The sequence below is a fragment of the Nocardia brasiliensis genome, from assembly GCF_042691675.1.
Classification (GTDB): Bacteria; Actinomycetota; Actinomycetes; order Mycobacteriales; family Mycobacteriaceae; genus Nocardia; species Nocardia brasiliensis_D.
Map to the genome: position 1 here is coordinate 2,850,888 of NZ_CP170507.1, position 23,784 is coordinate 2,874,671.

A 23,784-nucleotide genomic window follows, 5' to 3' on the forward strand; every position below is an offset into this window, starting at 1 on the left:
ATGTGACACTCGACACGTTTGGCGGCTCGGCGTCGGCTGCTCGAAGGTTCAACCATGTTGTCCAGCGTGTCGCAAGTCGTGTCGTTGTGGTCACAGTGACGAATGTGGTAGGTGATACGGCGCGCCTCCACCAACGGTTGAGGGTTTGCGTGCAGCATCGGGGCCATGAAGATGCTGGCGTTGTTGTCGAGGAACACCGAAACGCTGCCCGGCCGCACCGGGATAGCCCGGGTCGATCGCAACACCCGGCGCCTGCTGAAACGTGTGGGACCGGGGGACGTCGTCGTGCTCGACGAGATGGACCTGGACCGGCTCACCGCCGACCGGCTGGTCGAGGCGGGGGTGGTCGCGGTGATCAACACCTCGCCGTCGATTTCCGGCCGCTACCCCAATCTGGGCCCGGAAGTGCTGGTGGCGAACGGGATCCTGCTGCTGGACACGGTGAGCTCGGACGCGTTCAGCAAGATCAAGGACGGCGTCAAGGTCCGCATCGACGAGGGCGTCGTCTATGCCGACAAGGTGATCAAGAAGGAGCCCGAGGTCCTGGTCAAGGGCATCGAGCTGACCGACTCCGATATCGCCGAGCGGATGATCGAGGCGCGTAACGGGCTGGCCGATCATCTGGAAGCGTTCGCGGGCAACACGATCGAGTTCATCCGCACCGAGAGCGCGCTGCTCATCGACGGCATCGGCGTGCCCGAGCTGGAACTGTCCATGAAGCACCGGCATGTGGTGGTCGTGGCCGACGGCCCGGACCACGCCGACGATCTGAAGCGGCTCAAGCCGTTCATCAAGGAGTACGTGCCGATCATGGTCGGCGTCGGCCGCGGCGCGGACACGCTGATGAAGCAGGGCTACCGCCCCGACCTCATCGTCGGCGACCCGGACGAGATCACCAGCGGCACCCTGAAATGCGGCGCCGAGGTGATCCTGCCCGCCGACACCGACGGCCACGCCAAGGGCCTGGAACGCATTCAGGACCTCGGCATCGGGGCGACCACCTTCCCGTCCACCGGTTCGCCCGCCGACCTGGCGCTGCTGCTGGCCCACCACCACGGCGCGTCGCTGATCGTCACCGCGGGCGCCGCCGCCACGCTCGACGACTTCTTCGACCGCAGCCGCCGGGAGAGCAACCCGGCCACCTTCCTGACCCGGCTCAAGCTCGGCACCAAGCTGATGGACGCCAAGGCCGTCGCCACGCTGTACCGAAATCGGGTATCCGGCATCGGCATCGCGCTGGTGGTGCTCGCCGCGCTGATCGCGGTGATCGTGGTGCTGCTCGCCTCGAACAACGGCACCGATGCCATGACGTGGGCCGCCGACACTTGGAACCGATTCGCGCTGTGGGCGCAGGGCTTAGTCGGCGCCGGCCCCAAATGACCAAGGGAGAACGATGATTTCGCTACGCCAGCACGCCATCTCGATTGTGGCGATCTTTCTGGCCCTCGCCATCGGCGTGGTGCTCGGCTCGCAAACGCTGGCGGCGGATCTGCTATCGGGTTTACGTGCGGACAAGACCGACCTGCGCCAGCAGGTGGACACGGTGTCGGAGCAGAACCGGCGCCTGACCGATCAACTGAACGCCGCCGACCGCTTCATCGCCGGAGCCGCAGGCCGGATCCTCGGCGGCACCCTGGCCGACCGCAGCGTCGCGGTGTTCACCACCCCCGACGCCGACCCCGCCGACATCGAAGGTGTGACCAAGTCGCTGGAAACCGCGGGTGCCACGATCACCGGACGGATCGCGCTCACCGATGCGTTCGTCGACGCCACCGAGGGCGATCGGATGCGCACCACGGTCACCAACGTCATCCCCGCGGGCACCCAATTGCGCACCGGCGCAGTCGATCAGGGCAGCCTGGCCGGCGACCTGCTCGGGCTGGTCATGCTGCTCGATCCGGGCAACGGGCAAACCCGCGGCACCCCGCAGGAACTGGGCCTGGTCCTGGAGACCATGCGCGGCGGTGGCTTCCTCGCCTACGGCGACACCCCGGTGCACCCGGCCCAGTCGGCGGTCGTGATCACCGGTAACGCCGCCAAGTCCGCCGAGAACAGTCAGGGGGCGAACATCGCCCGCTTCGCGGGCGCCCTGCGTGGGCGCGGCGCGGGCGTCGTACTGGCCGGCCGTGCCGGTGCGGCCGAGAATCCGGGCCCGCTCGCCGTCGTCCGCTCCGACGGCGCCCTGGCCACCGCGGTCAGCACCGTCGACAACCTCGATCGGGAAATCGGCCGCGTCACCACCGTGCTCGCGCTGGGCGAGCAGCTGAACGGCGGCACCGGCCGCTACGGCACCGGCGCCAAGGCGACCTCACTGACCCTCGCCGCCATGCCACGCTGACAAGCACTCCCGGCCACCACGCGCGAGTTCTGCGAGCGCCGTTCGCGGCCCGTCTCGCGTCCGAGTGGCCGAAGCGCACGCGACGAAGTCGCAAGTCTCGGCCACTCGGACGCGAGACTTCCCGGGGCCGCGAACACGCCGCGGCCACGCGGCCAACTAACAGCAAACGTGCGTGGCGTTAGTTCTGCAAGGCTGATCCGTGTTACCGTGAAGACCCGTGGGTCATACACGGAATCAGGCGCGAACGGCCACGAAGCACATCTTCGTCAGCGGTGGAGTCGCCTCCTCATTGGGTAAAGGTCTTACCGCCTCCAGCCTCGGTCAGCTGCTGACGGCGCGTGGACTGCGCGTCACGATGCAGAAACTCGACCCTTATTTGAACGTCGATCCCGGCACCATGAATCCTTTCCAGCACGGAGAGGTCTTCGTGACCGAGGACGGCGCCGAGACCGATCTGGATGTCGGCCACTACGAGCGGTTCCTGGACAGGGACCTGACCCGGGACGCGAATGTGACTACCGGGCAAATTTATTCGACGGTCATCGCCAAGGAGCGCCGCGGCGAATACCTCGGCGACACGGTGCAGGTGATCCCGCACATCACCGACGAGATCAAGAGCCGGGTGGTCGCGATGAGCGCGCCGGACTCGCACGGGCAGACCCCGGATGTGGTCATCACCGAGATCGGCGGCACCGTCGGCGACATCGAGTCGCAGCCGTTCCTCGAGGCGGCTCGCCAGATCCGCCACGACGTCGGCCGGGACAACGTCTTCTTCCTGCACGTCTCGCTGGTGCCCTACCTCGCCCCGTCCGGCGAGCTCAAGACCAAGCCGACCCAGCACTCGGTGGCGGCGCTGCGCAATATCGGCATCCAGCCCGACGCGCTGATCCTGCGCTGCGACCGTGAGGTGCCGCAGGCGCTCAAGAGCAAGATCGCGCTCATGTGCGACGTCGACGTGGACGCCTGCATCTCCACCCCGGACGCGCCGTCGATCTACGACATCCCGCGCGTGCTGCATCGCGAGGGCCTCGACGCCTACGTGGTGCGCAAGCTCGGGTTGCCGTTCCGCGACGTGGACTGGACCGTGTGGGGCGATCTGCTCGACCGGGTGCACTCGCCGCGCGAGACGGTCGAGGTCGCGCTCGTCGGCAAGTACGTCGACCTGCCGGACGCCTACCTGTCGGTCACCGAGGCGCTGCGCGCGGGCGGGTTCGCCTCGCGCGCCAAGGTCCAGATTCGCTGGGTGCCCTCCGACGAATGCGAGACCGCGGCGGGTGCGCAAGCCGCGCTGCGTGACGTGGACGCCGTGCTGATCCCCGGTGGCTTCGGCATCCGCGGCATCGAGGGCAAGGTCGGCGCCATCAGCTACGCCCGCGCGCGCGGCATTCCGTTGCTCGGACTGTGCCTCGGTTTGCAGTGTGTGGTGATCGAAGCGGCGCGGTCGGTAGGTCTGGTCGAGGCCAACTCGGCCGAATTCGAGCCGGACACACCGCATCCCGTCATCTCCACGATGGCCGATCAGGAGCAGGCCGTCGCCGGTGAGGCCGATCTCGGTGGCACCATGCGGCTTGGCGCCTACCCGGCCACCCTGGCGAAGGGTTCGGTGGTCGCCAAGGCCTATGGCAGCGAGCAGGTTTCCGAACGGCACCGGCACCGCTACGAGGTGAACAACGCCTACCGCGACAAGATCGCCGAGAGCGGACTGCGGTTCAGCGGCACCTCGCCGGACGGGCACCTGGTGGAATTCGTCGAACTGCCCGCCGACGTGCACCCGTTCTTCGTCGCCACCCAGGCGCATCCCGAGCTGAAGAGCCGCCCGACCCGCCCGCATCCGCTGTTCGCGGCGCTCGTCGCGGCGGCACTGAAATACAAGCTGGCCGAACGACTTCCGGTGGATATCCCGGACGAGGAGTTCGCCGGCGCGGCGGATCAGGCCTGAGACGATGACGGAGGACAGTGGCACCGCCGAACCGGGCAGCCACGATTTCGAGACCGTATCGAGTAAGACCGTCTACAGCGGCGCGATCCTCGCGCTGCGGCTCGACCAGGTACGGATGCCCGGCGGGCAGGTGGTCGAACGGGAAGTGATCGAGCATCACGGTGCCGTTGCCGTCGCCGCGATCGATGACGACGACAACGTGGTGCTGATCAACCAGTACCGGCACCCGATCGGCAGGCGGCTGCTCGAGCTGCCCGCCGGTCTGCTCGATCTGCCCGGCGAGGATCCGCTCGTCGCCGCTCGTCGCGAGCTCGCCGAGGAGACCGGGCTGGCAGCCCGGGACTGGGCCGTGCTGGTGGATGTGGCGCTCTCGCCGGGGTTCACCGACGAGGCGTTGCGGGTGTATTGCGCCAGCGGACTGTACGAAACCGACCAGCCGGAGCCGGAATTCGAGGAGGCCGACCTCGAGATCGTGCGGATGCCGGTCGAGCAGGCGGTGCGCGCGGCACTCGCGGGGGAGATCGTCAACGCGACCGCCGTCGCCGGTGTCCTCGCGCTCGCCGCGGCCCGTGCGGGCAATACCGAGCTACGGCCCGCCGACGCGCCGTGGCCCGGTATGTCCACCTCGTTCCTGCGCCGCCGGGCGGCCGAGAAGTCCACGGGCTGACGGGGGCGGCGGGGTGCTCGCCCGGCAATTGGACGCCTACCTCGACCATCTCGCGGTCGAGCGCGGCGTCGCGCGCAACACCCTCGGCGCGTACCGGCGTGATCTCGGCCGCTATCTGGACTTCCTGACCGGGCGCGGCATCACCGCGCTCGATCAGGTGGCCGAGGCCGACGTCGCCGAGTTCACCATGACGCTGCGGGCCGGGGGCGCCGAACATCCGCCGCTGGCAGCGAGTTCGGTGGCCCGCGCGCTCATCGCGGTGCGCGGGCTGCACCGCTTCGCCGCGGCCGAGGGCATGACCACCACCGATGTCGCGCACGCGGTGAAACCGCCCGCACCGGGCCGCAGGCTGCCCAAGGCGCTGCCTTACGACCAGGTGTTGAAGTTGCTGGAAGCCGCGGGCGGTGGATCGGCCGACGATCCCGAAGCCGCGCCGGGCACCGATGGCGGGCCGCGTGGCCTGCGCGACCGCGCGCTGCTGGAACTGCTGTATTCCACGGGCGCACGGATTTCCGAGATGGTCGGCCTGGACGTCGATGATCTCGACACCGAAGAACGCGCCGTGGTGCTGCACGGCAAGGGCGGCAAACAGCGCATGGTGCCCATCGGTCGGCCCGCGCTGGCCGCGGTCGACGCGTACCTGGTGCGCGGGCGGCCGATGCTGGCCGCGAGCGGAAAAGGCAACGCCGGAGCGCTGTTCCTGAACGCGCGCGGCGGGCGGCTGTCCCGGCAGAGCGCCTGGCAGGTGCTGCAGACCGCCGCCGAACGCGCGGGCATCGGCGCCGCCGTCTCGCCGCACACCCTGCGCCACTCGTTCGCCACGCATCTGCTGGACGGCGGCGCGGATGTGCGCGTGGTCCAAGAACTCCTGGGCCATGCGTCGGTGACCACCACGCAGATCTACACGCTGGTCACCGTGAGCACCCTGCGTGAAGTCTGGGCCACCGCCCATCCCCGCGCCCGCTGAAGCGGATTCGGCGCGCGGGCACGGTGCACGCTTTCGGTGCTTCGGCCGATGGCCCCGCGGAGTTTTTAGCCGTGCTGACACCGGGTATCGTCCCGTTCGAGTACTTCCGGCAGCTCGGCCGAATCGCCCGCGGCGAGGCGGAATGGGACAGCATGGATGAGTTGCACGACCGCTTCGACGTGCATTTCGATGGTGACCCGGAGTGGCGCTGACGGATACGAGGTAGCGTTTTGCTGTTCGCGGCCCGGCGTGGTGCCGCGAACACGCCGCGCGCGTCGCGGCACTTGCACGCTCGCAAGCGGTAGCGTCTAACGAGAGTCGGACCGTACGAAAGCGAGGGTCGGGCCTGATCCGCCTCGCTACGCTCGGCGAGGCAACGGGCAGGAACGTATAAGGAGCAGCGGATCGTGACATCAGCCGGAGCGGCAGAGCCGCCGATGGGTGCTGGGGCGGAGCCGCTTACGGGTGCGCGCTCGGGTCCGTACTCGGAGGCCGCGGCCGAAACCCTGTGGGGCACCGGGGCCGAACCCGTCCCCGAGGACGCAGCACTCGGACCGACCGGGCGGCCACTGCGCCTGGTACCGGATCCGCCGCCACTCGACCGGCACGGCGACGCCCTCATCGTCGCCATGTGCAACCAGAAGGGCGGCGTCGGCAAGACGACCTCCACCATCAACCTCGGTGCCGCACTGGCCGAATACGGGCGCAAGGTGCTGCTGGTCGACCTGGACCCGCAGGGCGCGCTGTCGGCGGGATTGGGTGTGGCACACCATGATCTCGACCTGACCGTGCACAACCTGCTCGTCGGCTCCAAGGGCTCGATCGACGACGTGCTGATGCCGACCCGCGTCGAGAACATGGATCTGCTGCCGAGCAATATCGATCTGTCGGCGGCGGAAATCCAGCTGGTCAACGAGGTCGGCCGGGAACAGTCGCTCGGCCGGGCCCTCGAGCCCATCCGCGACCGGTACGACTACATCATCATCGACTGCCAGCCCTCGCTCGGTTTACTCACCGTCAATGCGCTGGCGTGCTCGGATGGTGTGATCATTCCGATGGAATGTGAGTACTTCTCGCTGCGCGGGCTCGCGCTGCTCAACGACACCGTGGAGAAGGTGCGCGACCGGCTGAACCCCAGGTTGAGCCTGTACGGGATAGTGGTCACCATGTTCGACGCGCGACTACTCCATTCGCGTCAGGTGATGGCGCGGGTCGTCGAGGTGTTCGGCGATCTGGTCTACGACGCGGCGATCTCGCGGACTGTCCGGTTCCCGGACGCCAGCGTGGCCGGCGAGCCGATCACCACATGGGCACCGAAATCCGGTGGGGCCGAAGCATATCGGGCGATGGCGCGGGAAGTCATCCACCGGTCCGGCCGGTGATCGGCAGTAACGACCCCGCGCCACCCGCAACTACCCATCCATCCGGCCCGGGGTCTGCCATCGGCGGCTCCGCACCGGGTGATCTCCTCGAGCGGGCCGACGCAGGCCCGGACGATCCCGACGAACAGGCCGACAGGTTGACTTCGAGCGAAGATGCGTCGGGGGACGCGGCGGCGCCTGAAGACGACACCGCGGCGGGTGGTGACACCGCGCCAGCGGCCGAAGACCCCGCGCCAGCGGCCGAAGGCCCCGCGCCAGCGGCCGAAGGCCCCGCGCCAGCGGCCGAAGGCCCCGCGCCAGCGGCCGAAGGCCCCGCGCCAGCGGCCGAAGGCCCCGCGCCAGCGGCCGGAGACCCCGCGCCAGCGGCCGGAGACCCCGCATCAGCGGCCGGAGACCCCGCATCAGCGGCCGGAGACCCCGCGCCAGCGGCCGGAGACCCCGCATCAGCGACCGAAGCCCCCGCGCCAGCGGCCGGAGACCCCGCGCCAGCGGCCGAAGAACCCGCACCAGCGGCCGAAGAAGCAGCGCCGAAGGAAGAGAAGTCCGGATTCCATCTGCGGCTGAGCAACTTCCAGGGGCCGTTCGACCTGTTGCTGACGCTGATCAGTTCGCGCAAGCTCGACGTCACCGAGGTGGCGTTGCACCAGGTCACCGACGAGTTCATCGCCTACACGAAGGCGTTGACCGCCGCGCTGTCCGACGGCACCTACCCCAACGCCGCGGCGAATACCTTGCGAGCGGACAAGATTCTCGACCAGACCACCGAATTCCTGGTCGTCGCCGCCACCTTGCTCGACCTCAAGGCGGCGCGGTTGCTGCCGTCGGGGGAGATGACCGACGCCGAAGACCTCGAACTGCTGGAAGCACGCGACCTGCTGTTCGCGCGGCTGCTGCAATACCGGGCGTTCAAGCAGGTGGCGGAGCTGCTCGGCGAACTGGAGGCGGTCGCGCTGCGGCGTTACCCGCGCGCCGTCGGCCTGGAGGACCGCTTCGCCGACCTGCTGCCCGAGGTTACGCTGGGAGTAGACGCGCACGAATTCGCCGCGATCGCCGCGGCGGCCTTCCGGCCCCGCCCGGTGCCCAAGGTCGGACTCGACCATCTGCACGCGCACGCCATCTCGGTCGCCGAACAGGCCGCGCTCGTGCTCGAACGGCTCAAACTGCGCGGCAAGGGCGGCTGGACGACCTTCAGCGAACTGGTCGCAGACTGTGCTGTGCCGATCGAGATCGTCGCACGCTTCCTGGCGCTGCTCGAGCTGTACCGAGGCAAGACGATCGAGTTCGACCAGCCGGACCCGCTCGGGCAGCTGTCGGTCAGCTGGATCGGCGACGACGCCCAGGACGGCGAGCCGACCGACACCCTGACTATCGAGGAGGACTACGGGTGAGAGACATCGCTGATACCGCGGTCACGGATACGACGGTGGGCGAGCACCCCGAGGACGCGGCCCCGCCGAGCGACGCGGCACCTACCGACCAGGCCGAGGGTCCCGAAGCCTCGGCATCGAACGCCACCACCTACGACGCGACACCGGTCGCCGACAGCACAGTGTCGGAGTTCACCCCGGAACCTCTCGATGACGACGAATTCCGCTCCGCGTTGGAAGCGATGCTGCTCGTTGTCGACGCTCCGGCCCCGGTAGAGCAGCTGGCGGCGGCGCTGGACGACACCACCGAGCGGGTGGACGAGGTGCTGCGTCAGTTGTCCGCGGAACTGTCCGCGCGCGGTAGCGGGATCGATCTGCGTTTCGTCGGAGACGGCTGGCGCTTCTATACTCGCAGCGAGTACGCGCCATATGTGGAACGGGTGCTGCTCGATGGCGCTCGCACCAAATTGACGCGAGCGGCTTTGGAAACTCTGGCGGTGGTGGCATACCGTCAGCCGGTGACTCGGACCAGGGTCAGCGCGGTGCGCGGCGTGAATGTCGATGGGGTGATGCGCACGCTGCTGGCCAGGGGCTTGATCGCCGAGGCAGGTGTCGACCCGGAAACCAACGGGACGATGTACCGCACGACCGAGCTGTTCCTGGAACGGATCGGACTCGCGTCGCTGACCGACTTGCCGCCACTGGCGCCCCTGCTCCCAGGCGTCGACCTGATCGATGAGATCAACGAGAGCCTGGATACGGACCCCCGTTACACCAGGCTGAAAAAACCCGCTGAGGCCGACTTGGACCTCGGCAGCGAGGATTGACAGGACAAAATGAATACTTCCGCTCGCCGAGATGGCACACCGGATCGCAGGAAACGCAGCGACCAGCCCCCGACCAGGGGCGGAGCAGCCCGAGACGCGGGCGCGGATCGACGGGGGACCGCGCGCGGCGCCTCGCGTGGCGAAGCCGGCTACCGCGGCGCCACACAATCCGACACCCCGCGCGGAACTGTCCAGCGCGGAAATACCCAGGGCGGCAACGCGTATCGCGGCAGCGCCGGACAGGGTGGCGGCTATCGCGACCGCACCGAGGGCGGCAGCGCGTATCGCGGCCGTAGCGAAGGCAGCTCCGCGCAGGGCGGTAGCTCCTATCGCGGCCGCTCGGAAAGCGGCTCCGCGCAGGGTGGCAACAGCTATCGCAGTCGAAGCGAGGCCGGTACCGGTGGCAACGCGTATCGCGGCCGTACCGAGGGCGGCTCCGCGCAGGGTGGCAGCAGCTACCGCAGTCGTAGTGAAGCCGGTACCGGTGGCAACGCGTATCGCGGCCGTACCGAGGGCGGCTCCGCGCAGGGTGGCAGCAGCTATCGCGGCGGTAACGCGCAAAGCGGAAACTCGTACCGTGGCGGCGGCAGCCAAGGTAGCAACGAATACCGCGGTAACCCGCAGGGCAGCAGCGCATCTCGGACCGGCTCGCCAGGCACCACCGGGCGCGGTCCTGCCCAGGGCGGCACTACCGGCCGCGGATCTGCCCAGGGCGGCATCCCGCAGCGCCGGGCGACCCAGTCCGCGCCGACCGGTAAGAAGAAGAACCCCAAGCCGCAGCGTCAGACGCATTCGGCACCGCAGCTCAGCAACGCCAAGCCCGCCAAGCGTCAGCACGTCGAACCGCCCGCCGCCGCGGGCCACGTCAAGATGCCGTGGGGTGAGGGCGAGCGTTTGCAGAAGGTCCTCGCCAAGGCCGGTGTCGCTTCGCGGCGCGCCGCCGAGGAGATGATCGCGCAGGGTCGCGTCGAGGTCGATGGCGCCATCGTGGTCGAACAGGGCCTGCGCATCGACCCGCAGACCGCCGTGGTCCGGGTGGACGGCACCCGCGTGGTGGTGCGCGAGGAACTGGTGCACGTGGTGCTGAACAAGCCGAAGGGCTGGCAGTCGACCATGTCCGACGATCTCGGCCGCCCGTGCGTCGGTGACATCGTCGCCGAGCGGATCGCCGCCGGTCAGCGGCTGTTCCACGTGGGTCGTCTGGACGCGGACACCGAGGGTCTGCTGCTGCTCACCAACGACGGCGACCTGGCGCACCGGCTGATGCACCCGTCCTACGAGGTCTCCAAGACCTACCTGGCGACGGTCAACGGTGAGGTGCACAAGTCGATCGGCAAGAAGCTCAAGGACGGCATCGAGCTGGAGGACGGCCCCGCGAAGGTCGACAGCTTCCAGGTGCTCGAGCTGGGCCAGGGACGTTCCCTGGTGAAACTGGTGTTGCACGAAGGGCGCAAGCACATCGTGCGCAGGCTGCTCGACGCGGTCGGCCATCCGGTGACCCGGCTGGTGCGCACCAATATCGGTCCGGTCGCGCTCGGCGACCAACGGCCCGGCACGCTGCGCGTGCTCGGTCGCGGTGAAATCGGCAAACTCTACGAGGCGGTGTCGTTGTGATGGGTGTGGAGATTCCGGTCGAGGCCCCGCGCCAGTTGTCGGGAACGAGTCCGCTCGTTGTCGCCATGGACGGCCCGTCCGGCACCGGAAAGTCCAGCGTCTCGCGCCGCCTTGCCACCCGGCTCGGCGCCCGCTATCTGGACACCGGCGCGATGTACCGGGTCGCGACGCTGCGCGTGCTCCGCGCGGGCATCGAGCTGACCGACGCCGCCGCGATCGCCGCGGCGGTCAAGGAGCTGCCGCTGTCCATCGGCACCGATCCGCGCCGTGAGGTGATCGAGCTCGACGGTGAGGACGTGTCGTCGGAGATCCGCGGTGACGCCGTCACCAAGGCGGTTTCCGCGGTTTCCGCGGTGGCGGAGGTCCGTGACCTGCTCGTCGCGCTGCAACGCGAGATCACCACGGCCGCCCAGCGCATCGTGGTCGAGGGACGCGATATCGGCACCGTTGTGCTGCCCGCCGCGGACGCCAAGATCTACCTGACCGCCTCGGCCGAGGCCCGCGCCCATCGGCGCAACCAGCAGAACATCGCCGAAGGCCGCGGCGACGACTACGAGGCCGTGCTCGCCGATGTGCAGCGGCGCGACAACCTCGATTCCACCCGCAAGGTGTCCCCACTGCGTCCGGCCGACGACGCGGTGCTGGTCGACACCAGCGACCTGAGCATGGATGAGGTCATCGACGAGCTGTACCGCGTTGTCGCGCAGCAGATTTCGGCGACCAGGACGGGAGGTTCCCAGTGACGGAAGACGTTATCGCCGGTGACGGCATCTGGAGTGACGAAACCGATTGGGAGCTCACCGATCTCGACGGCGAGTTCGACGGTGAAGAACACGTCGCCATGCCGACGCTGGCGGTTGTCGGCCGCCCGAATGTCGGCAAGTCGACCCTGGTGAACCGGATCCTCGGTCGCCGCGAGGCCGTCGTCGAGGACGTCCCCGGCGTGACCCGCGACCGGGTCTCCTACGAGGCCAACTGGTCCGGTCGTCGTTTCCTCGTACAGGACACCGGCGGCTGGGAGCCCGACGCCAAGGGCTTGCAGCAGTCGGTGGCCCGACAGGCCGAGATGGCGATGCAGACCGCCGACGCGATCCTGCTCGTGGTCGACGCCGTCGTCGGCGCCACCGCGACCGACGAGGCCGCGGTGAAAATGCTGCGCCGCTCCAAGATTCCGGTGATCCTGGTCGCCAACAAGGTCGACGACCAGCGCGTCGAATCCGAGGCCGCCGCACTGTGGTCGCTCGGTCTCGGCGAACCGCGCATGGTCAGCGCCGCGCACGGCCGCGGCACCGGCGACCTGCTCGACGACGTGCTCGCCGTGCTGCCGGAGACGCCGCGCGAGGGCACCGGCGGCACCGGCCCGCGTCGCGTCGCACTGGTCGGTAAGCCCAATGTCGGCAAGTCCAGCCTGTTGAACAAGCTGGCCGACGACGAGCGTTCGGTCGTGCACGATGTCGCGGGCACCACCGTCGACCCGGTCGACTCGCTCGTCGAACTCGGCGGCAAGGTCTGGAAATTCGTCGACACCGCCGGTCTGCGCCGCAAGGTGTCCAATGCCAGCGGCACCGAGTTCTACGCCTCGCTGCGCACCAAGGCGGCGCTGGAGGCCTCCGAGGTCGCGATCATGCTGATCGACGCCTCGCAGCCGATCACCGAACAGGACCTGCGAGTGATCAGCATGGTCGCCGACTCCGGTCGCGCGCTCGTGCTGGCCTTCAACAAATGGGACCTGGTCGACGAGGACCGCCGCCTGCAACTCGACCGTGAGGTCGATCGCGACCTGGTCCGCGTGCCGTGGGCACAGCGGGTGAACATTTCCGCGCACACCGGCCGCGCGGTGCAGAAGCTGGTGCCCGCGATGGAAACGGCACTCGAGTCGTGGGACAAGCGCATCTCGACCGGCCGCCTGAACACCTGGCTCAAGGAAGTGGTCGCGGCCACCCCGCCGCCGATGCGCGGCGGTCGCCTGCCCCGCATCATGTTCGCCACCCAGGCGACCACCCGTCCGCCGACGTTCGTCCTGTTCACCACCGGCTTCCTGGAGGCGGGCTACCGCCGCTTCCTGGAGCGCAGGCTCCGCGAGGAATTCAACTTCGACGGTTCCCCGGTACGCGTCTCGGTGCGCGTCCGCGAAAAGCGCGAACGCGGCAAGAAGTAACCCGTCCGGCTGTGCCATGAAGAGCCCCGAGGCCCGCAACCGCCTGCCTCGGGGCTCTTCCGTGTGCAGACCGATGTGCCGCACACCGGTTCTGTCAGCCGCACACCGTGTATACGGGGTATGCGGCTGACCTCGAGGGTGTGCGCGAACGGGTGTATACCCGATAGGCGAGGTGTGGTCGGAAGGTGGAGATCGAGGGCATGGCTGGGGACGAGGTGGGTGCACCTGGGTGGCGAGGCGTTGCCGTGGTGCGACCCAGCCTGCTGATGCTTGCCGGGGCGATCGGTACGGCGGAGTTGCACGCGCATCACACCGTGCAGGTGCTCGTCGGTCGTAGCGAGGTCGTGCTCGGCGATGGGTTTGGGCAGGAAGTGGTTTGTCGCGCAGCCGTTATTCCGCCGAATGTGCCGCACGCGGTTGTTCGGGGCACGGCGCATGGTCTGCTGGTCCACTTCGATCCCGAGTCGGTCGCCGGTGCCTTGCTCAGCGTCGTGCCGCGTCCGCGAGATACGGCCGCCGGATGGGTGGGTGCGGCTGAGGAACTAGGTCTGGATACCGACAGCACGTGGTTGTGCGGCGGTGGTGCGTCGTCCGAAACCATTGCGGGGGAATGGTTCCGAGACGTCGACGGCGCGGATCCGAACCGAGTGCGGGACAAGGTAGGCGCCTGGGTGCGCGCTACGCTGGCGCTCGGACCGGACGCGTGGTTACCCGACGCGACGTCGCCGCCCGAAAGCCCGGACAGCACCGGCCATCCGGCGACCACCCGGCTGCACCCCGCAGTCGCGCAAGTACTCCGAACGGTGCCCGCCCGTCTCGACAACGGCCCCATTCGTCTCCGTGACCTGGCTCGCGAAGTACATCTCTCGGAAAGCCGCCTGACGCACGTGTTCTCGGCGGATCTCGGCCTGCCCTTCCGCGCTTACGTGCGGTGGCTCCGCGTCCAGCGAGCCGTCGAGTTGCTCGCCGCCGGTCACTCCCTGACCGAGGTCGCGCATGGTGCGGGCTTCGCCGACAGCGCACACCTGACCCGAGTGTGCCGCCGCATGTTCGGCGCCCCGCCCTCGCTGTTCAGTGGCATCCGGTGGGACACAGACCTGCCGTCCGGTGCCATCGCTCGCAGTCAGGCTTCCAGCGCGGCACGCAGTCGGTCGTAGCCGGGGGAGAGACGGTTCAGCCCGGCGATCAGTGCCGCGTCGTCGCCGGTGACGAGTGGATACTGCAAGCCACCGACGACGCGGGATTGCTCGGCGGCAATGGCGGCGGCCGCGGTGCGGCCGAGCAGAATCAGACTCCCCGCGGCATCGAGCAGACGGCGGCTGCCGAGCCGAATACCGAAGATGGCCAATAAGTTCCGAACCGCCGGGTCGAGTCCCCGCGCGACCAGCTCGGCGAGTTCGTCGATGGCGGCGCAAGCGCCGCCGAGCCAGCGGATGGCTTGCGGCATCGATGATTCCAGCGCATCGACGGGAGAGACCACGCGGTTGCGCACGAACGCCGAACGCATGACGAACGGTGTATCGATATAGCTGACCTGCTCGCCGCGCCAGGCCTCGGCGAAGGCCGCTGTCGGCAACGTCGCGAACGGATGCCCCTGCGGATCGTGCAGCAGCACGGTGTCGCCCTCGACACCGAGCACGACGACGTAATGGTCCGCGCCGATGGCCTTTCCGGAGCCCGGGCGGTACAGCATCAGCCCCAACTCCAGTGGCCCGGCCAATACCGGCCCCTGCGTGCAGGCGGCGCGCAAGCGGTCGAGCGCTTCCGTCGCGGACCCGCCCGCGGTGCGCGTGCACGACCACCCGATCAGGTCGATGGCGGCGTCCAGGCCGATCTCGGGATGCCACCCGACGGGATCGAAGAACGGCAGTGTGCCGTCTTCCACCTGCGCGCCGAACGGTGCGCCGGTCAACGTTTCGATCACCCCGACCGAGGGTGCCTGATCGCCCAAGATCATGGCCAGCGAATTGCTGTAGCAGTACGGGACGGAACCGATGTATGCGTGCATGGCCTCAGCGAAGGCCCTGACACGGTGTCAGAGTCAACCGCAAGGAGTCGCAGCAGGTTTGTTCAAGCGTGGCGGTAGGGCGGCACGGAAGTGTTGGTGCGAGAGAATTGTCTCGAACCTGGAGGAAACCGTGGCTGCTATGCCGCCCACTGTCCGCGCCGCCTTCGAAGCCGAGTTGGCTTCGGCCGATGCCACCACCGATCTCGACGAGATGTGGCGCTGTCTCGAACGCGCGCACATTCTGTCCCAGGAGTGGGCGTGGCCGCACACCCGGGCGCACTGGCACATGTTCCGGCTCGCCGCGCGCTGCCGCGATCGGCGGGAGATGGTCGGCCAAGTCGTCCGGCTGCTCGTCGCGGGCCCGGGTTCCGCGCTGGGCCGGTCGCCGCGCGGCAACACCGGTCGGACCGCCGTCGGACTCAGGACTGTCATGCCCGTTCCGCCGGACCTCGACCGCATTTTGGCCGCGAGTGAGTGATCGACGGCCGAGCCGAGCGGCGGGATGAACTGAACCCTGCTGTGCGATGCGCGACACTCTGCGCGTGCCGACGCGCGAGCAGTGATCATGACCTGGCAGTATCCGAGGCATGGTCATTCCCAGCGTGCTGCCGGAACGTCCGACCGCCGGAACCCCGTTCGAAACGGGGTGGCCGGTACGCCTCGCCGACACCGACGGCGACCAACGCCTTCGGCTCGACGCCATCGCCCGCTACCTGCAAGACATCGGGTTCGAGCACCTGGACGCCGTCGAGGACGGCGACAGCCATCGGGGCTGGGTGGTGCGCCGCACGGTGATCGACGTGCTGAAGCCGATCCAGTTCGGGGAGCGGGTCACCCTGCGCCGCTGGTGCTCCGGACTGTCCAATCGCTGGTGCAATATGCGCGTCCAGATCAGCGGCAGCAGCGGCGGGCTGGTGGAGACCGAGGCCTTCCTGATCCATTTCGGCACCGAATCCGGCGTGCCCGCGCGGATGAGCGACCGCTTCATGGAGCCGATGCTGGCCAGCACCACCGAACACCGGCTCCGCTGGAAGGCCGCCCTCACCGACCCGGTGCCGTCCACCGACTCGCCCGAGGTCCGCGTGCGCCCCTTCCCGCTGCGCGTCACCGATATCGATCTGCTGGACCACGTCAACAACGCCGTCTACCTGAGCGGCGTCGAGGAAGTCCTGGCCGACCACGACGACCTCAAGTCGGGTGCGCACCGCGCCATCATCGAGTACGCCAAGCCGCTGAAGTCCGGCGATCAGGTCGCGCTGGTCGCCCATCGGGCAGGCTCGGCTCTCGACATCTGGTTCACCGTCGCCGAGGAAACGCACGCGGTCACCCGGGTCATGCCGCTTTAGGCTCTGGACTCGGCGAATCCCACGCCAGCGCGAGCAGAGCTCCGGCCTACCCCGCCAGGTCCGCGACGGTGGCGCGGGCACCCTTGGCGTACAACGAATCCAGCGCCGCGACATAGGCGCTCACGAACCGTGGTTCGTCGATCAGATCACCGAAAACCGAACGCTCACCGAGGAATGCGGTGCGGTCGTCGCGTTGGCGGCGGGCCAGCGGGGCCAGCCGGTCGCGCAACCGGTCCACGACCTCGATCGGTCCGCCCTGTTCGTCGATGCCTTCGGCATAGCGCGCCCAGCTCGCGACAATCGCTGCCGCGCAGGTGATCTCACCGTCGTCGGCCAGCCGTTGCCGGATCACCGGCAGCACCCATTTCGGTATTCGATCCGAGGTGTCCGCGCACAGTCGCGCCACGGTGTCGCCGATCGCCGGGTTGGCGAAGCGCTCGATCAGCGTGTGCTTGTACTGCTCGAGATCGACGCCGGGCACCGGTCGCAAGGTCGGCGTCGCCTCGATGTCCATGTACCGCAACAGGAGTCGGCGGAACACCGGATCCTGCGCCGCGTCGTGCACGAGCCGATAGCCGCTGAGGTAGCCGAAATACGCCAGTGCCTGGTGGCCCGCGTTCAGCAGGCGCAGCTTCATCAGTTCGTAGGGCGCGACATCATCGACCAGCTGGACACCGACCGCGCCGTAATCCGGTCGGCCGAGGGTGAACGAATCCTCCAGCACCCACTGCGCGAACGGTTCCGTCACCACCGGCCACCGGTCGGTCACGCCGTACCGGCGCGCGACCTCCGCCGTCGCCTCGGGCGGTGTCATCGGCGTGATCCGGTCCACCATCGAGTTCGGGAACCGCACCTCTCGCGCCACCCAGTCGCCGAGCTCGCGGTCGCGTAGCCGGGCGAACGCGCTGAACGCCGCGCGCGCGACGTGCCCGTTGCCCTCGATGTTGTCGCACGACAGCACGGTGAACGGCGCGACACCGCGCGCCCGTCGCCGCGCCAGCGCCTCGGTGATCAGACCGAAAATGGAGGCGGGCACCGCATTCGGCGCGAGGTCGGCCCGGATGTCCGGATCGTCGGCGTCGAACGCGCCGGTGGTCGCCGAGAAGTGGTAGCCGCCCTCGGTGACGGTGAGCGAGACGATCCGGGTGCCCGGATCGGCCAGCTTCGCCAGCACCGCCTCGGGATCGTCCGGCGCGTACAGGTACTCGACGATCGAACCGACCACCCGGGTGGTCCAGCTGCCGTCCGGTGCCAGCACCGACAGCGTGTACAGCCCGTCCTGCGCCCGCAGCACATCGCGCATCCGTCGGTCGCCGGGCAGCACGCCGACCCCGCAGATGCCCCACTCGCGCGCGCCACCGAGCTCGAGCAGCCGATCGATATACCTCGCCTGATGCGCGCGGTGAAACCCGCCGACACCGAAATGCACTATGCCGGTGGAGATTCCGGACCGGTCATAGGTCGGTGTGGCGAGGTGGGAGCCGAGTTCCGGCAGGGACTCGGCCCGCAGCGGCACGCTTTCGGCCCAACTCATAACTATCCGTCCTGTGCACGTCACACTCCGGATGGTGCCCTCTCAGCAGTAGATCACACGCCGAGCACGCATCGAGAAGTCATGCGGCCCGAGTCACAGTCGAGCCCGAAGGTGTGCTGGGTCGCCGTAGGTCACGAATCCAGGCGCAGTGCCGCTGTTCCGTCCGGTGACGGGTGCCCGGATCGCTGGGAGGAGCTACCGTGCACTAGCGGGGCGGCGACGCCCCGCTTCGGCATGACAACCGCACCGGAGGTTTGCGTGACTGTCGACTCCCCAGCAGCCGGTAAGACCGCCCTGCGCAACGTTCGCGTCTTCGACGGCAACGGCCTCACCGATCCGACGACGGTGGTGATCGACGGGGCGGTGCTCGGCACCGACCCCAGCGGCGCCGACGACACCATCGACGGCCACGGCGCGGTCCTGCTCCCCGGCCTCATCGACGCGCACGTCCACCTGCACGGCCCGGAATCGCTGGACCAACTCGCCACGCACGGCGTCACCACCGCGCTGGACATGACCATCTGGCCGCCCGAAAAACTCGCCGCGCTGCGAAACCAGCTGGGCACCACGGATATTCGTAGCGCTGGCACGCCGATCATCGGTGCGGGCGGCATGCACGCGCAGATTGCCGGGATGGCCGAACACGCCATCATCCGCGGGCCGGAGGAGGCCGAGGCGATGGTCGCCGAGCGGGCCGCGGCGGGCTCGGATTACATCAAGATCATGCTGGAAGCGCCGGGCCAGGGCGGGCCCGATGCCGCCGCCGCCAAAGCGGTGGTCGCGGCCGCGCACGCGCGCGGACTCCGAACCGTCGCGCACGCAGCGTCGCTGGGCGCGTACGCGCTCGCCTCGGACGTGGGCGCCGACATCGTCACGCACGTGCCGATGGATGGGCAGCTACCGACCGAAGAGGTGCGCCGGATGGCCGCCGAAGGCCGCGTCGCCGCACCCACCCTCGTCATGATGCAGGGCACAGCAACGGCTTTGGGTGTCCTCGGGTTCGCCGATTGCCTGGCCACCGTCGCCGCGCTGCAGGCCGCCGGTGTCGACATCCTCGCGGGCACCGATGCCAACGCCACCCCGGGGATCCCGTGCCAGCCGCCGCACGGCGACTCGCTGCACCGCGAGCTGGAACTGCTCGTCACCGCGGGCCTGCCGCCGGTGGAAGCCCTACGCGCCGCAACATCCTTGCCCGCCAAGCACTTCGGCCTGTCGGACCGAGGTGTGATCGCTCCCGGCATGCGCGCCGACCTCGTCCTGCTCGACGGCGACCCGCTGGCCGACATCCACGCCACCCGCGCCATCACCCGAATCTGGTGCGGCGGCATCCCGCGCTCCTGATCAGACGCCGAGGCCGCGTGCGAGCGGTACCGGGCAAGCCGTCGGGGTGTCGCCCCACTGCCTGGGCGACACCCTGACGGCTCCCCGTCAGAGCGAGATCACGCCCTGCGACCGCAATAGCCTGGTGAGATTGGCGCTCACCAGGCCCGCCGCCCGCAGTACCGCCTCCGCCACCGCCGGGACCCGCGGTAATTCGGTCACCGTTGCCGCCAGTGCGGCAACAACCTCACCGCCGGGCCCGCGCACCGGCGCCGCGACACAGGCCAGGCCGAATCGGCTCAGATCGGTGTCGTAAGCGAGTCCCCTTTCCCGTGTCACGGCGAGTTGCCGGTTCCACTCCCGAGCCGAAAACCCCTCGGGTGGGGTGGGATCGGCCCGTCCGACGGCCAAGGCCTGCTCGGCGGCGGTACCGGGCGGCAGCAGCACCCCGGCCCGCAGCGGAAAGATCTCATCGATCTCGCGCCCGATACCGCCGATCAGCATTGTGTGCCCCCGATCGGTCACCGACAGGCTGAAACCACCCCGATCCGTCGCCGCGGTCAACTGCCCGAGCGGTCGGGCCGAGGCGGCCCGCAGCAACCGAGCGGGTTGCCAGGTCTGCCCGAGCCGGAACACCCGGGGTCCGATCTGATAGCGGCCGCTGCGGCGTTGCACCGCTCCCTCCACGACCAACTGGTTGAGCAGCCGGTAGGCCGTGGCTTTCGGTAATCCTGCGTCCGAGGCCAGCTGGGTCAAGCCCAGTTCGTCCCCGTGCGCGAGCACCTCCAACAGGGCAAAGGCCCCCTCGAGCACGCCGCGGCCCCCCATGGCCGCCCTTTCGATCGTCGCTTCGCTCACTCTCTGTCCTCCCATGCAGATAACGCAACGAACCGAGCACGTGGTCCTTATCGCTCGTGGTCCGACAAATGGAACGTCCGGTTCGCTGATCAGACCGGCGCCTTCCGCGGCGGGCCGGTCGGTCTCAGCATTGATCCGTCGCGCTGAACGGGCGCCGGACGTTTCTCGCTTACTGCGAAGAGTCTCCGGCTCCCGCCCTTCATCCACGTTTCACCGACGTCTCATGGCGTCGAGCCGACGAGGACAGGGGGAGGGCGTCGGCGTCTCGGGGGATATTTCGGGCAGACGAAATCGAGGGAGATCACATGGTCGACAGTCTTTTCGCAGACGTGTCATATTTTCAATCGCCGGTCGACGATTCCTATCCGTTCGGAATCCTGAGCTTCCGCTCCAATGACGGCACGTTTCGCGATCCGAACTTCGCCGCGAACTACGAATGGGCCTGCCGAGCAGCCGATTCCGGCCGTTTGGCGTGTTTCATCGTCTACTTCTACTGGCGGCCGAACTGGCTGGAGACGGTGGACACGCACCGCGAGATGGTCGCGCAAATGGGTGGTCCACACCCGCGGATGATCACGATGATCGATGTCGAATCGGGTGGAAATCCCGGCGGCGATCAATCCGCCGGCATCAACGCGGCGTACTGGAATGTGGCCGAATGGCTCGGCGACCGGCGGCGGGTAATCGGCTACGCCAACCGAGGCGATTTCTTCACCATGTGGCCCGACCGCCCGGAGGGTCTGCGCATGGTGGGCGCCGGCTACGGCAGCGACCCGAACCTGCCCGGCCAGATCGCGCATCAGTACACCGACGGTCAGGGCTGGGGCGGGGGCCTGCCCGAGGGCTGCCCGCCGTTCGGTGAGTGCGACATGAACGCCGCCAACGGCCTGTCACCCCAGGATTTCGCCGCGGCATGCGGCGTCGCAATAGAGGAGGAATTCATGTCCGCATTGAATGAAATGGAGCAGCGCGAGCTGCTGGACAAGACTCGCGAAATCTGGATCCAGCTGCACGGCATACACGGCAACGGCTGGCCGCAGCTGGGACAGAACAGTCAGGGGCAAAATCGCACCCCCGTCGATGCCATCGCCGCCATCGAAGAGGCGTTGGAACGCGCCCGCACCTAGCGAGCGAGGGGCTGGTATTCGCTGATCGAGTGCTGGTGCGACCGGAATCCGGAGGACGCGCAACGGGTGGTGACTTCAATGGCGAATGTCATCAGCGTGTTCGGCCGCAACGACGCGGCTCGCAGCGCATCAAGTCTGGTGCGGCAAGATGATCAGTGCGAGTACCAGCCCTACCACAATGCTGGCGCAGGCGGCGACGGTCGCGGCAACAGACTGCGTCAGGGCGGCTACGCCGATGGTCAATGCCAGGCAAGTGGCCGAGGCCAGCACCGCGGTGCCCGGCTCGATCCCGGCGATTCTGGTCGGTCGATGATCCGTCACTGTCCTACCCCTGTTCGAGCCGGGCGGCGTGCGGCCGAGTCAGCGGCCGCACGCCGCGCGGAGCGGGCTACTTGCCCAACGCGCCCTTGGCCTTGTCCACCGCGTCACCGATGGCGTCCTTGACGTTCTCCACTGCGCCCTTGACCGCGGACTCGACCTGGTCCGCCTTGCCCTCGGCGCGCAGGTCGTCGTCACCGGTCGCGTTGCCCGCGGCCTCCTTGGCCTTGCCGCCGAACTCGTCGACCTTGTTGCCGATCTTGTCGCTCAGAGACATCGAAACCTCCGCTGTGTTGAGGCGCATCCGGGTCGGATGTGCATGTCGTAAGGACACGTGGCCCCACCGAAGCGCACGCAGCAACCACTGAGACAACGATCACGTCATACTGACAGTGACGCTTTCCGATCCCCGGTGTCTACGTGATGAGCGGTGGAGGAGGTGCTGTGACCACGACAGAAACGGTTGCCGAGACCGCGCCGGACGATGCGACCCTGGTGAGCAGGGCTCGGGACGGCGACGTAAGGGCCTACGAGCAGCTAGTACTGCGCTATCAGGCGCGGATGTTTCGCCTCGCGGTCAAGATGCTCGCCGACCGCTCGGACGCCGAGGATGTCGTCCAGGAAGTATTTCTCGGCGCCTGGCGCCGTCTCCCACAGCTCAACGAGGACGGCGCTTTTGTCGGCTGGCTCTATCGGATGACGACCAATCGCTGTTTGAACGTGATCCGGGCCCGTCGGCCCACGGTCGAGGTCGACCCGGACACCACAGAATCGTCCCGCTCGGATCTTCAGCCCGAGCATGCGGTGCAGGTGAGCACGCAATTGGAAGCGCTCAACGCGGCGCTGCAGCTGCTCACGCCCGAACAGCGCGCCTGCTGGCTGCTGCGCGAGGTGCACGGGCTGTCCTATGAGGAGATCGGCGACATCGTCGAAGTGAATACGACGGCGGTGCGCGGCCGTATAGCCCGGGCGCGAGCCCACTTGTCCGAGGTGATGAAACCATGGCGGTGAACGGAACGACAGAACAGGATTACCGGCTGCCCTGCGGCCGCGAGATCGAACATGTCTGGGATCGGCTCGACGCGGTCGAGGCGGGGCTCGGCGACGACCACGAGAAGACCTGCCCGCACTGCCGGTCCGCCAGGGACAGCCTGCATGCGCTGCGCGCGGCGACCAAGGAGCTGATCGAGGAGCCGGAACCGGCGCCACCCGATCTGACCATGCGCATCATGTCCGCGGTGCGCGCCGAGGCACGCCGTGGCCGGACGCTGAGCCTGCCGACGCCGTTGCCGGGCACGGTCGAGGTGAGCGAGCAGGCCGTCGCGACGGTGTTGCGCTACGCCGCCGATTCGGTGCCCGGTGTGCGGGCCAGGCACTGCCGGGTGCGCAGCGTCGGGCTGGGCCAGGACGGGGCGGCCCAGGTCGAGGTGGAGCTGGCGGTCGCTATCCGGTTCGGGCACACCACGATCGGCGAGGCCTTGCCGATCGTGCGGGAAAGGGTCACCGCCGCAGTCGATGCCCAGATCGGACTCACGCTGGTGGCACTGGATCTGATCGTCGCCGATATCTACCACGAAACGGGAGAAGCGCCACGATGACGACCGATGCTGTCTCCGATGTGGTGATCGAAGCCCCCGTGGTCGCCGCGGTCGCCGCGCAGGCGGCCTGCGCGACGCCGGGCGTGGTGCGGCTGGAACCCGGTGTGCGCGGGCTGGTCTCGACATTGGTGCGGGTGGGCAAGCAGCGCCTGACGGTTGCCGACCCCGCGCCGGCGGAGGGCGTCCGGGTGCGCAGGAGCCCATCGGGCGCGCTGAGTGTGCAAGTGGACGTGGTGATTTCGGCCGATCGCGGGGCAGCGGCGGTCGGTCGCGCAGTGCAAGAGGAGGTTTCGCGGGTGGTGTTCGAACAGACCGGGCAGACGGTCGACGACGTGTCGGTGTCCATTCTCGATATCGAACCGGAGCGGCAGTGAGGGAGCGTCAGCGAGCGAACCAGCAATACAGCGTGCCCGAGC

The 23,784-nt window shown here is 68.5% G+C and carries 24 protein-coding genes and 1 pseudogene; 20 read left to right on the forward strand and 5 right to left on the reverse strand.

Annotated features, from left to right (window positions below):
* Window positions 1-165 precede the first annotated feature (165 nt).
* The 13 genes and pseudogenes from steA (at window position 166) to ACFK0J_RS13350 (ending at window position 14,416) form a co-directional block, all read left to right on the forward strand.
* Complete coding sequence (gene steA / locus ACFK0J_RS13290; protein ID WP_378739850.1) at window positions 166-1,380, forward strand: putative cytokinetic ring protein SteA; 1,215 nt, start codon at window positions 166-168, stop codon at window positions 1,378-1,380.
* 13 nt (window positions 1,381-1,393) lie between these two features.
* A complete protein-coding gene (locus tag ACFK0J_RS13295) occupies window positions 1,394-2,338 on the forward strand; it encodes a copper transporter (protein WP_378739853.1) in 945 nt (314 codons plus the stop codon).
* A gap of 217 nt (window positions 2,339-2,555) precedes the next feature.
* Window positions 2,556-4,277, forward strand: a complete 1,722-nt coding sequence (locus ACFK0J_RS13300) for a CTP synthase (RefSeq protein ID WP_378739856.1) — start codon at window positions 2,556-2,558, stop codon at window positions 4,275-4,277.
* Window positions 4,278-4,281: 4 nt separating this feature from the next.
* Window positions 4,282-4,944 carry an NUDIX domain-containing protein gene (locus ACFK0J_RS13305; RefSeq protein WP_378739858.1) on the forward strand — a complete coding sequence of 221 codons (663 nt, stop codon included), beginning with the start codon at window positions 4,282-4,284 and terminating at the stop codon, window positions 4,942-4,944.
* A gap of 13 nt (window positions 4,945-4,957) precedes the next feature.
* Window positions 4,958-5,911, forward strand: a complete 954-nt coding sequence (gene xerD, locus ACFK0J_RS13310; RefSeq protein WP_378739860.1) for a site-specific tyrosine recombinase XerD — start codon at window positions 4,958-4,960, stop codon at window positions 5,909-5,911.
* A gap of 71 nt (window positions 5,912-5,982) precedes the next feature.
* A complete protein-coding gene (locus ACFK0J_RS13315) occupies window positions 5,983-6,123 on the forward strand; it encodes a hypothetical protein (RefSeq protein WP_378739862.1) in 141 nt (46 codons plus the stop codon).
* A 225-nt stretch (window positions 6,124-6,348) separates the two neighbouring features.
* The gene (locus ACFK0J_RS13320) at window positions 6,349-7,293 is read left to right on the forward strand and encodes a ParA family protein (protein ID WP_246634729.1); all 945 of its coding nucleotides are present in this window, start codon (window positions 6,349-6,351) and stop codon (window positions 7,291-7,293) included.
* Window positions 7,294-7,847: 554 nt separating this feature from the next.
* A complete protein-coding gene (locus ACFK0J_RS13325; protein WP_378742823.1) occupies window positions 7,848-8,681 on the forward strand; it encodes a segregation and condensation protein A in 834 nt (277 codons plus the stop codon).
* Window positions 8,682-8,842: 161 nt separating this feature from the next.
* Window positions 8,843-9,487, forward strand: a complete 645-nt coding sequence (gene scpB, locus ACFK0J_RS13330) for an SMC-Scp complex subunit ScpB (protein WP_378742825.1) — start codon at window positions 8,843-8,845, stop codon at window positions 9,485-9,487.
* Between the two features lie 633 nt (window positions 9,488-10,120).
* A pseudogene (locus tag ACFK0J_RS13335) lies at window positions 10,121-11,101 on the forward strand (pseudouridine synthase); the annotation flags it as partial.
* The gene (gene cmk, locus ACFK0J_RS13340; protein WP_378739864.1) at window positions 11,101-11,844 is read left to right on the forward strand and encodes a (d)CMP kinase; all 744 of its coding nucleotides are present in this window, start codon (window positions 11,101-11,103) and stop codon (window positions 11,842-11,844) included. The pseudogene ACFK0J_RS13335 and the gene cmk, both read left to right, overlap by 1 nt.
* A complete protein-coding gene (gene der / locus ACFK0J_RS13345) occupies window positions 11,841-13,259 on the forward strand; it encodes a ribosome biogenesis GTPase Der (protein WP_378739867.1) in 1,419 nt (472 codons plus the stop codon). The genes cmk and der overlap by 4 nt, the downstream gene beginning before the upstream one ends.
* Window positions 13,260-13,504: 245 nt before the next feature.
* Entirely contained in the window at window positions 13,505-14,416 is a 912-nt protein-coding gene (locus ACFK0J_RS13350; protein ID WP_378739870.1) for an AraC family transcriptional regulator, read from the forward strand.
* Here the strand turns inward: ACFK0J_RS13350 and ACFK0J_RS13355 are convergent.
* A complete protein-coding gene (locus ACFK0J_RS13355; protein ID WP_378739873.1) occupies window positions 14,383-15,267 on the reverse strand; it encodes a hypothetical protein in 885 nt (294 codons plus the stop codon). The two genes, ACFK0J_RS13350 and ACFK0J_RS13355, sit on opposite strands and share 34 nt — an antisense overlap.
* 139 nt (window positions 15,268-15,406) lie before the next feature.
* Between ACFK0J_RS13355 and ACFK0J_RS13360 the strand changes: the two genes are divergently transcribed.
* A complete protein-coding gene (locus ACFK0J_RS13360; protein WP_378739875.1) occupies window positions 15,407-15,745 on the forward strand; it encodes a DUF3703 domain-containing protein in 339 nt (112 codons plus the stop codon).
* A 109-nt stretch (window positions 15,746-15,854) separates the two neighbouring features.
* Window positions 15,855-16,613: an acyl-[acyl-carrier-protein] thioesterase gene (locus ACFK0J_RS13365; protein ID WP_378739877.1), complete on the forward strand. Its 759-nt coding sequence runs from the start codon at window positions 15,855-15,857 to the stop codon at window positions 16,611-16,613.
* A gap of 46 nt (window positions 16,614-16,659) precedes the next feature.
* Here the strand turns inward: ACFK0J_RS13365 and ACFK0J_RS13370 are convergent, their stop codons facing one another.
* Complete coding sequence (locus tag ACFK0J_RS13370; protein WP_378739879.1) at window positions 16,660-18,147, reverse strand: mannitol dehydrogenase family protein; 1,488 nt, start codon at window positions 18,145-18,147, stop codon at window positions 16,660-16,662.
* A 258-nt stretch (window positions 18,148-18,405) separates the two neighbouring features.
* On the opposite strand from ACFK0J_RS13370, the gene ACFK0J_RS13375 reads away from it, so the two are divergent.
* Window positions 18,406-19,488 carry an amidohydrolase family protein gene (locus ACFK0J_RS13375; protein ID WP_378739881.1) on the forward strand — a complete coding sequence of 361 codons (1,083 nt, stop codon included), beginning with the start codon at window positions 18,406-18,408 and terminating at the stop codon, window positions 19,486-19,488.
* Between the two features lie 87 nt (window positions 19,489-19,575).
* On the opposite strand, the gene ACFK0J_RS13380 is transcribed toward ACFK0J_RS13375, so the two are convergent.
* A complete protein-coding gene (locus tag ACFK0J_RS13380; RefSeq protein WP_378739883.1) occupies window positions 19,576-20,325 on the reverse strand; it encodes an IclR family transcriptional regulator in 750 nt (249 codons plus the stop codon).
* A 305-nt stretch (window positions 20,326-20,630) separates the two neighbouring features.
* On the opposite strand from ACFK0J_RS13380, the gene ACFK0J_RS13385 reads away from it, so the two are divergent.
* On the forward strand, window positions 20,631-21,452 hold the full coding sequence (locus ACFK0J_RS13385) for a hypothetical protein (protein WP_378739885.1): 822 nt from the start codon (window positions 20,631-20,633) through the stop codon (window positions 21,450-21,452).
* A 129-nt stretch (window positions 21,453-21,581) separates the two neighbouring features.
* Here ACFK0J_RS13385 and ACFK0J_RS13390 read toward each other — a convergent pair whose 3' ends face one another.
* Window positions 21,582-21,773 (reverse strand): hypothetical protein, encoded by a 192-nt coding sequence (locus ACFK0J_RS13390; protein WP_378739887.1) that lies wholly within the window; start codon window positions 21,771-21,773, stop codon window positions 21,582-21,584.
* A 67-nt stretch (window positions 21,774-21,840) separates the two neighbouring features.
* A complete protein-coding gene (locus ACFK0J_RS13395; protein ID WP_378739889.1) occupies window positions 21,841-22,047 on the reverse strand; it encodes a CsbD family protein in 207 nt (68 codons plus the stop codon).
* A gap of 167 nt (window positions 22,048-22,214) precedes the next feature.
* On the opposite strand from ACFK0J_RS13395, the gene ACFK0J_RS13400 reads away from it, so the two are divergent.
* Genes ACFK0J_RS13400 through ACFK0J_RS13410 form a run of 3 tightly spaced genes read left to right on the forward strand, consistent with a single transcriptional unit; the run spans window position 22,215 to window position 23,742 of the window.
* Window positions 22,215-22,781, forward strand: a complete 567-nt coding sequence (locus tag ACFK0J_RS13400) for an RNA polymerase sigma factor (protein WP_378739891.1) — start codon at window positions 22,215-22,217, stop codon at window positions 22,779-22,781.
* Window positions 22,772-23,368, forward strand: coding sequence for an Asp23/Gls24 family envelope stress response protein (locus tag ACFK0J_RS13405; protein ID WP_378739893.1), 597 nt, complete (start codon window positions 22,772-22,774; stop codon window positions 23,366-23,368). The genes ACFK0J_RS13400 and ACFK0J_RS13405 overlap by 10 nt, the downstream gene beginning before the upstream one ends.
* Complete coding sequence (locus tag ACFK0J_RS13410) at window positions 23,365-23,742, forward strand: Asp23/Gls24 family envelope stress response protein (RefSeq protein WP_378739895.1); 378 nt, start codon at window positions 23,365-23,367, stop codon at window positions 23,740-23,742. The genes ACFK0J_RS13405 and ACFK0J_RS13410 overlap by 4 nt, the downstream gene beginning before the upstream one ends.
* The last annotated feature ends 42 nt before the right edge of the window (window positions 23,743-23,784 follow it).

Coding starts and splice junctions, on each gene's coding strand:
- ACFK0J_RS13385 (WP_378739885.1), top strand. CDS start 20,631: ATGGTCGACAGTCTTTTCGCAGACGTGTCATATTTTCAATCGCCGGTC.
- steA (WP_378739850.1), top strand. CDS start 166: ATGAAGATGCTGGCGTTGTTGTCGAGGAACACCGAAACGCTGCCCGGC.
- ACFK0J_RS13395 (WP_378739889.1), bottom strand. CDS start 22,047: ATGTCTCTGAGCGACAAGATCGGCAACAAGGTCGACGAGTTCGGCGGC.
- ACFK0J_RS13320 (WP_246634729.1), top strand. CDS start 6,349: ATGGGTGCTGGGGCGGAGCCGCTTACGGGTGCGCGCTCGGGTCCGTAC.
- ACFK0J_RS13305 (WP_378739858.1), top strand. CDS start 4,282: ATGACGGAGGACAGTGGCACCGCCGAACCGGGCAGCCACGATTTCGAG.
- ACFK0J_RS13360 (WP_378739875.1), top strand. CDS start 15,407: ATGCCGCCCACTGTCCGCGCCGCCTTCGAAGCCGAGTTGGCTTCGGCC.
- ACFK0J_RS13355 (WP_378739873.1), bottom strand. CDS start 15,267: ATGCACGCATACATCGGTTCCGTCCCGTACTGCTACAGCAATTCGCTG.
- ACFK0J_RS13405 (WP_378739893.1), top strand. CDS start 22,772: ATGGCGGTGAACGGAACGACAGAACAGGATTACCGGCTGCCCTGCGGC.
- ACFK0J_RS13295 (WP_378739853.1), top strand. CDS start 1,394: ATGATTTCGCTACGCCAGCACGCCATCTCGATTGTGGCGATCTTTCTG.
- ACFK0J_RS13370 (WP_378739879.1), bottom strand. CDS start 18,147: ATGAGTTGGGCCGAAAGCGTGCCGCTGCGGGCCGAGTCCCTGCCGGAA.
- cmk (WP_378739864.1), top strand. CDS start 11,101: ATGGGTGTGGAGATTCCGGTCGAGGCCCCGCGCCAGTTGTCGGGAACG.
- ACFK0J_RS13365 (WP_378739877.1), top strand. CDS start 15,855: ATGGTCATTCCCAGCGTGCTGCCGGAACGTCCGACCGCCGGAACCCCG.
- ACFK0J_RS13410 (WP_378739895.1), top strand. CDS start 23,365: ATGACGACCGATGCTGTCTCCGATGTGGTGATCGAAGCCCCCGTGGTC.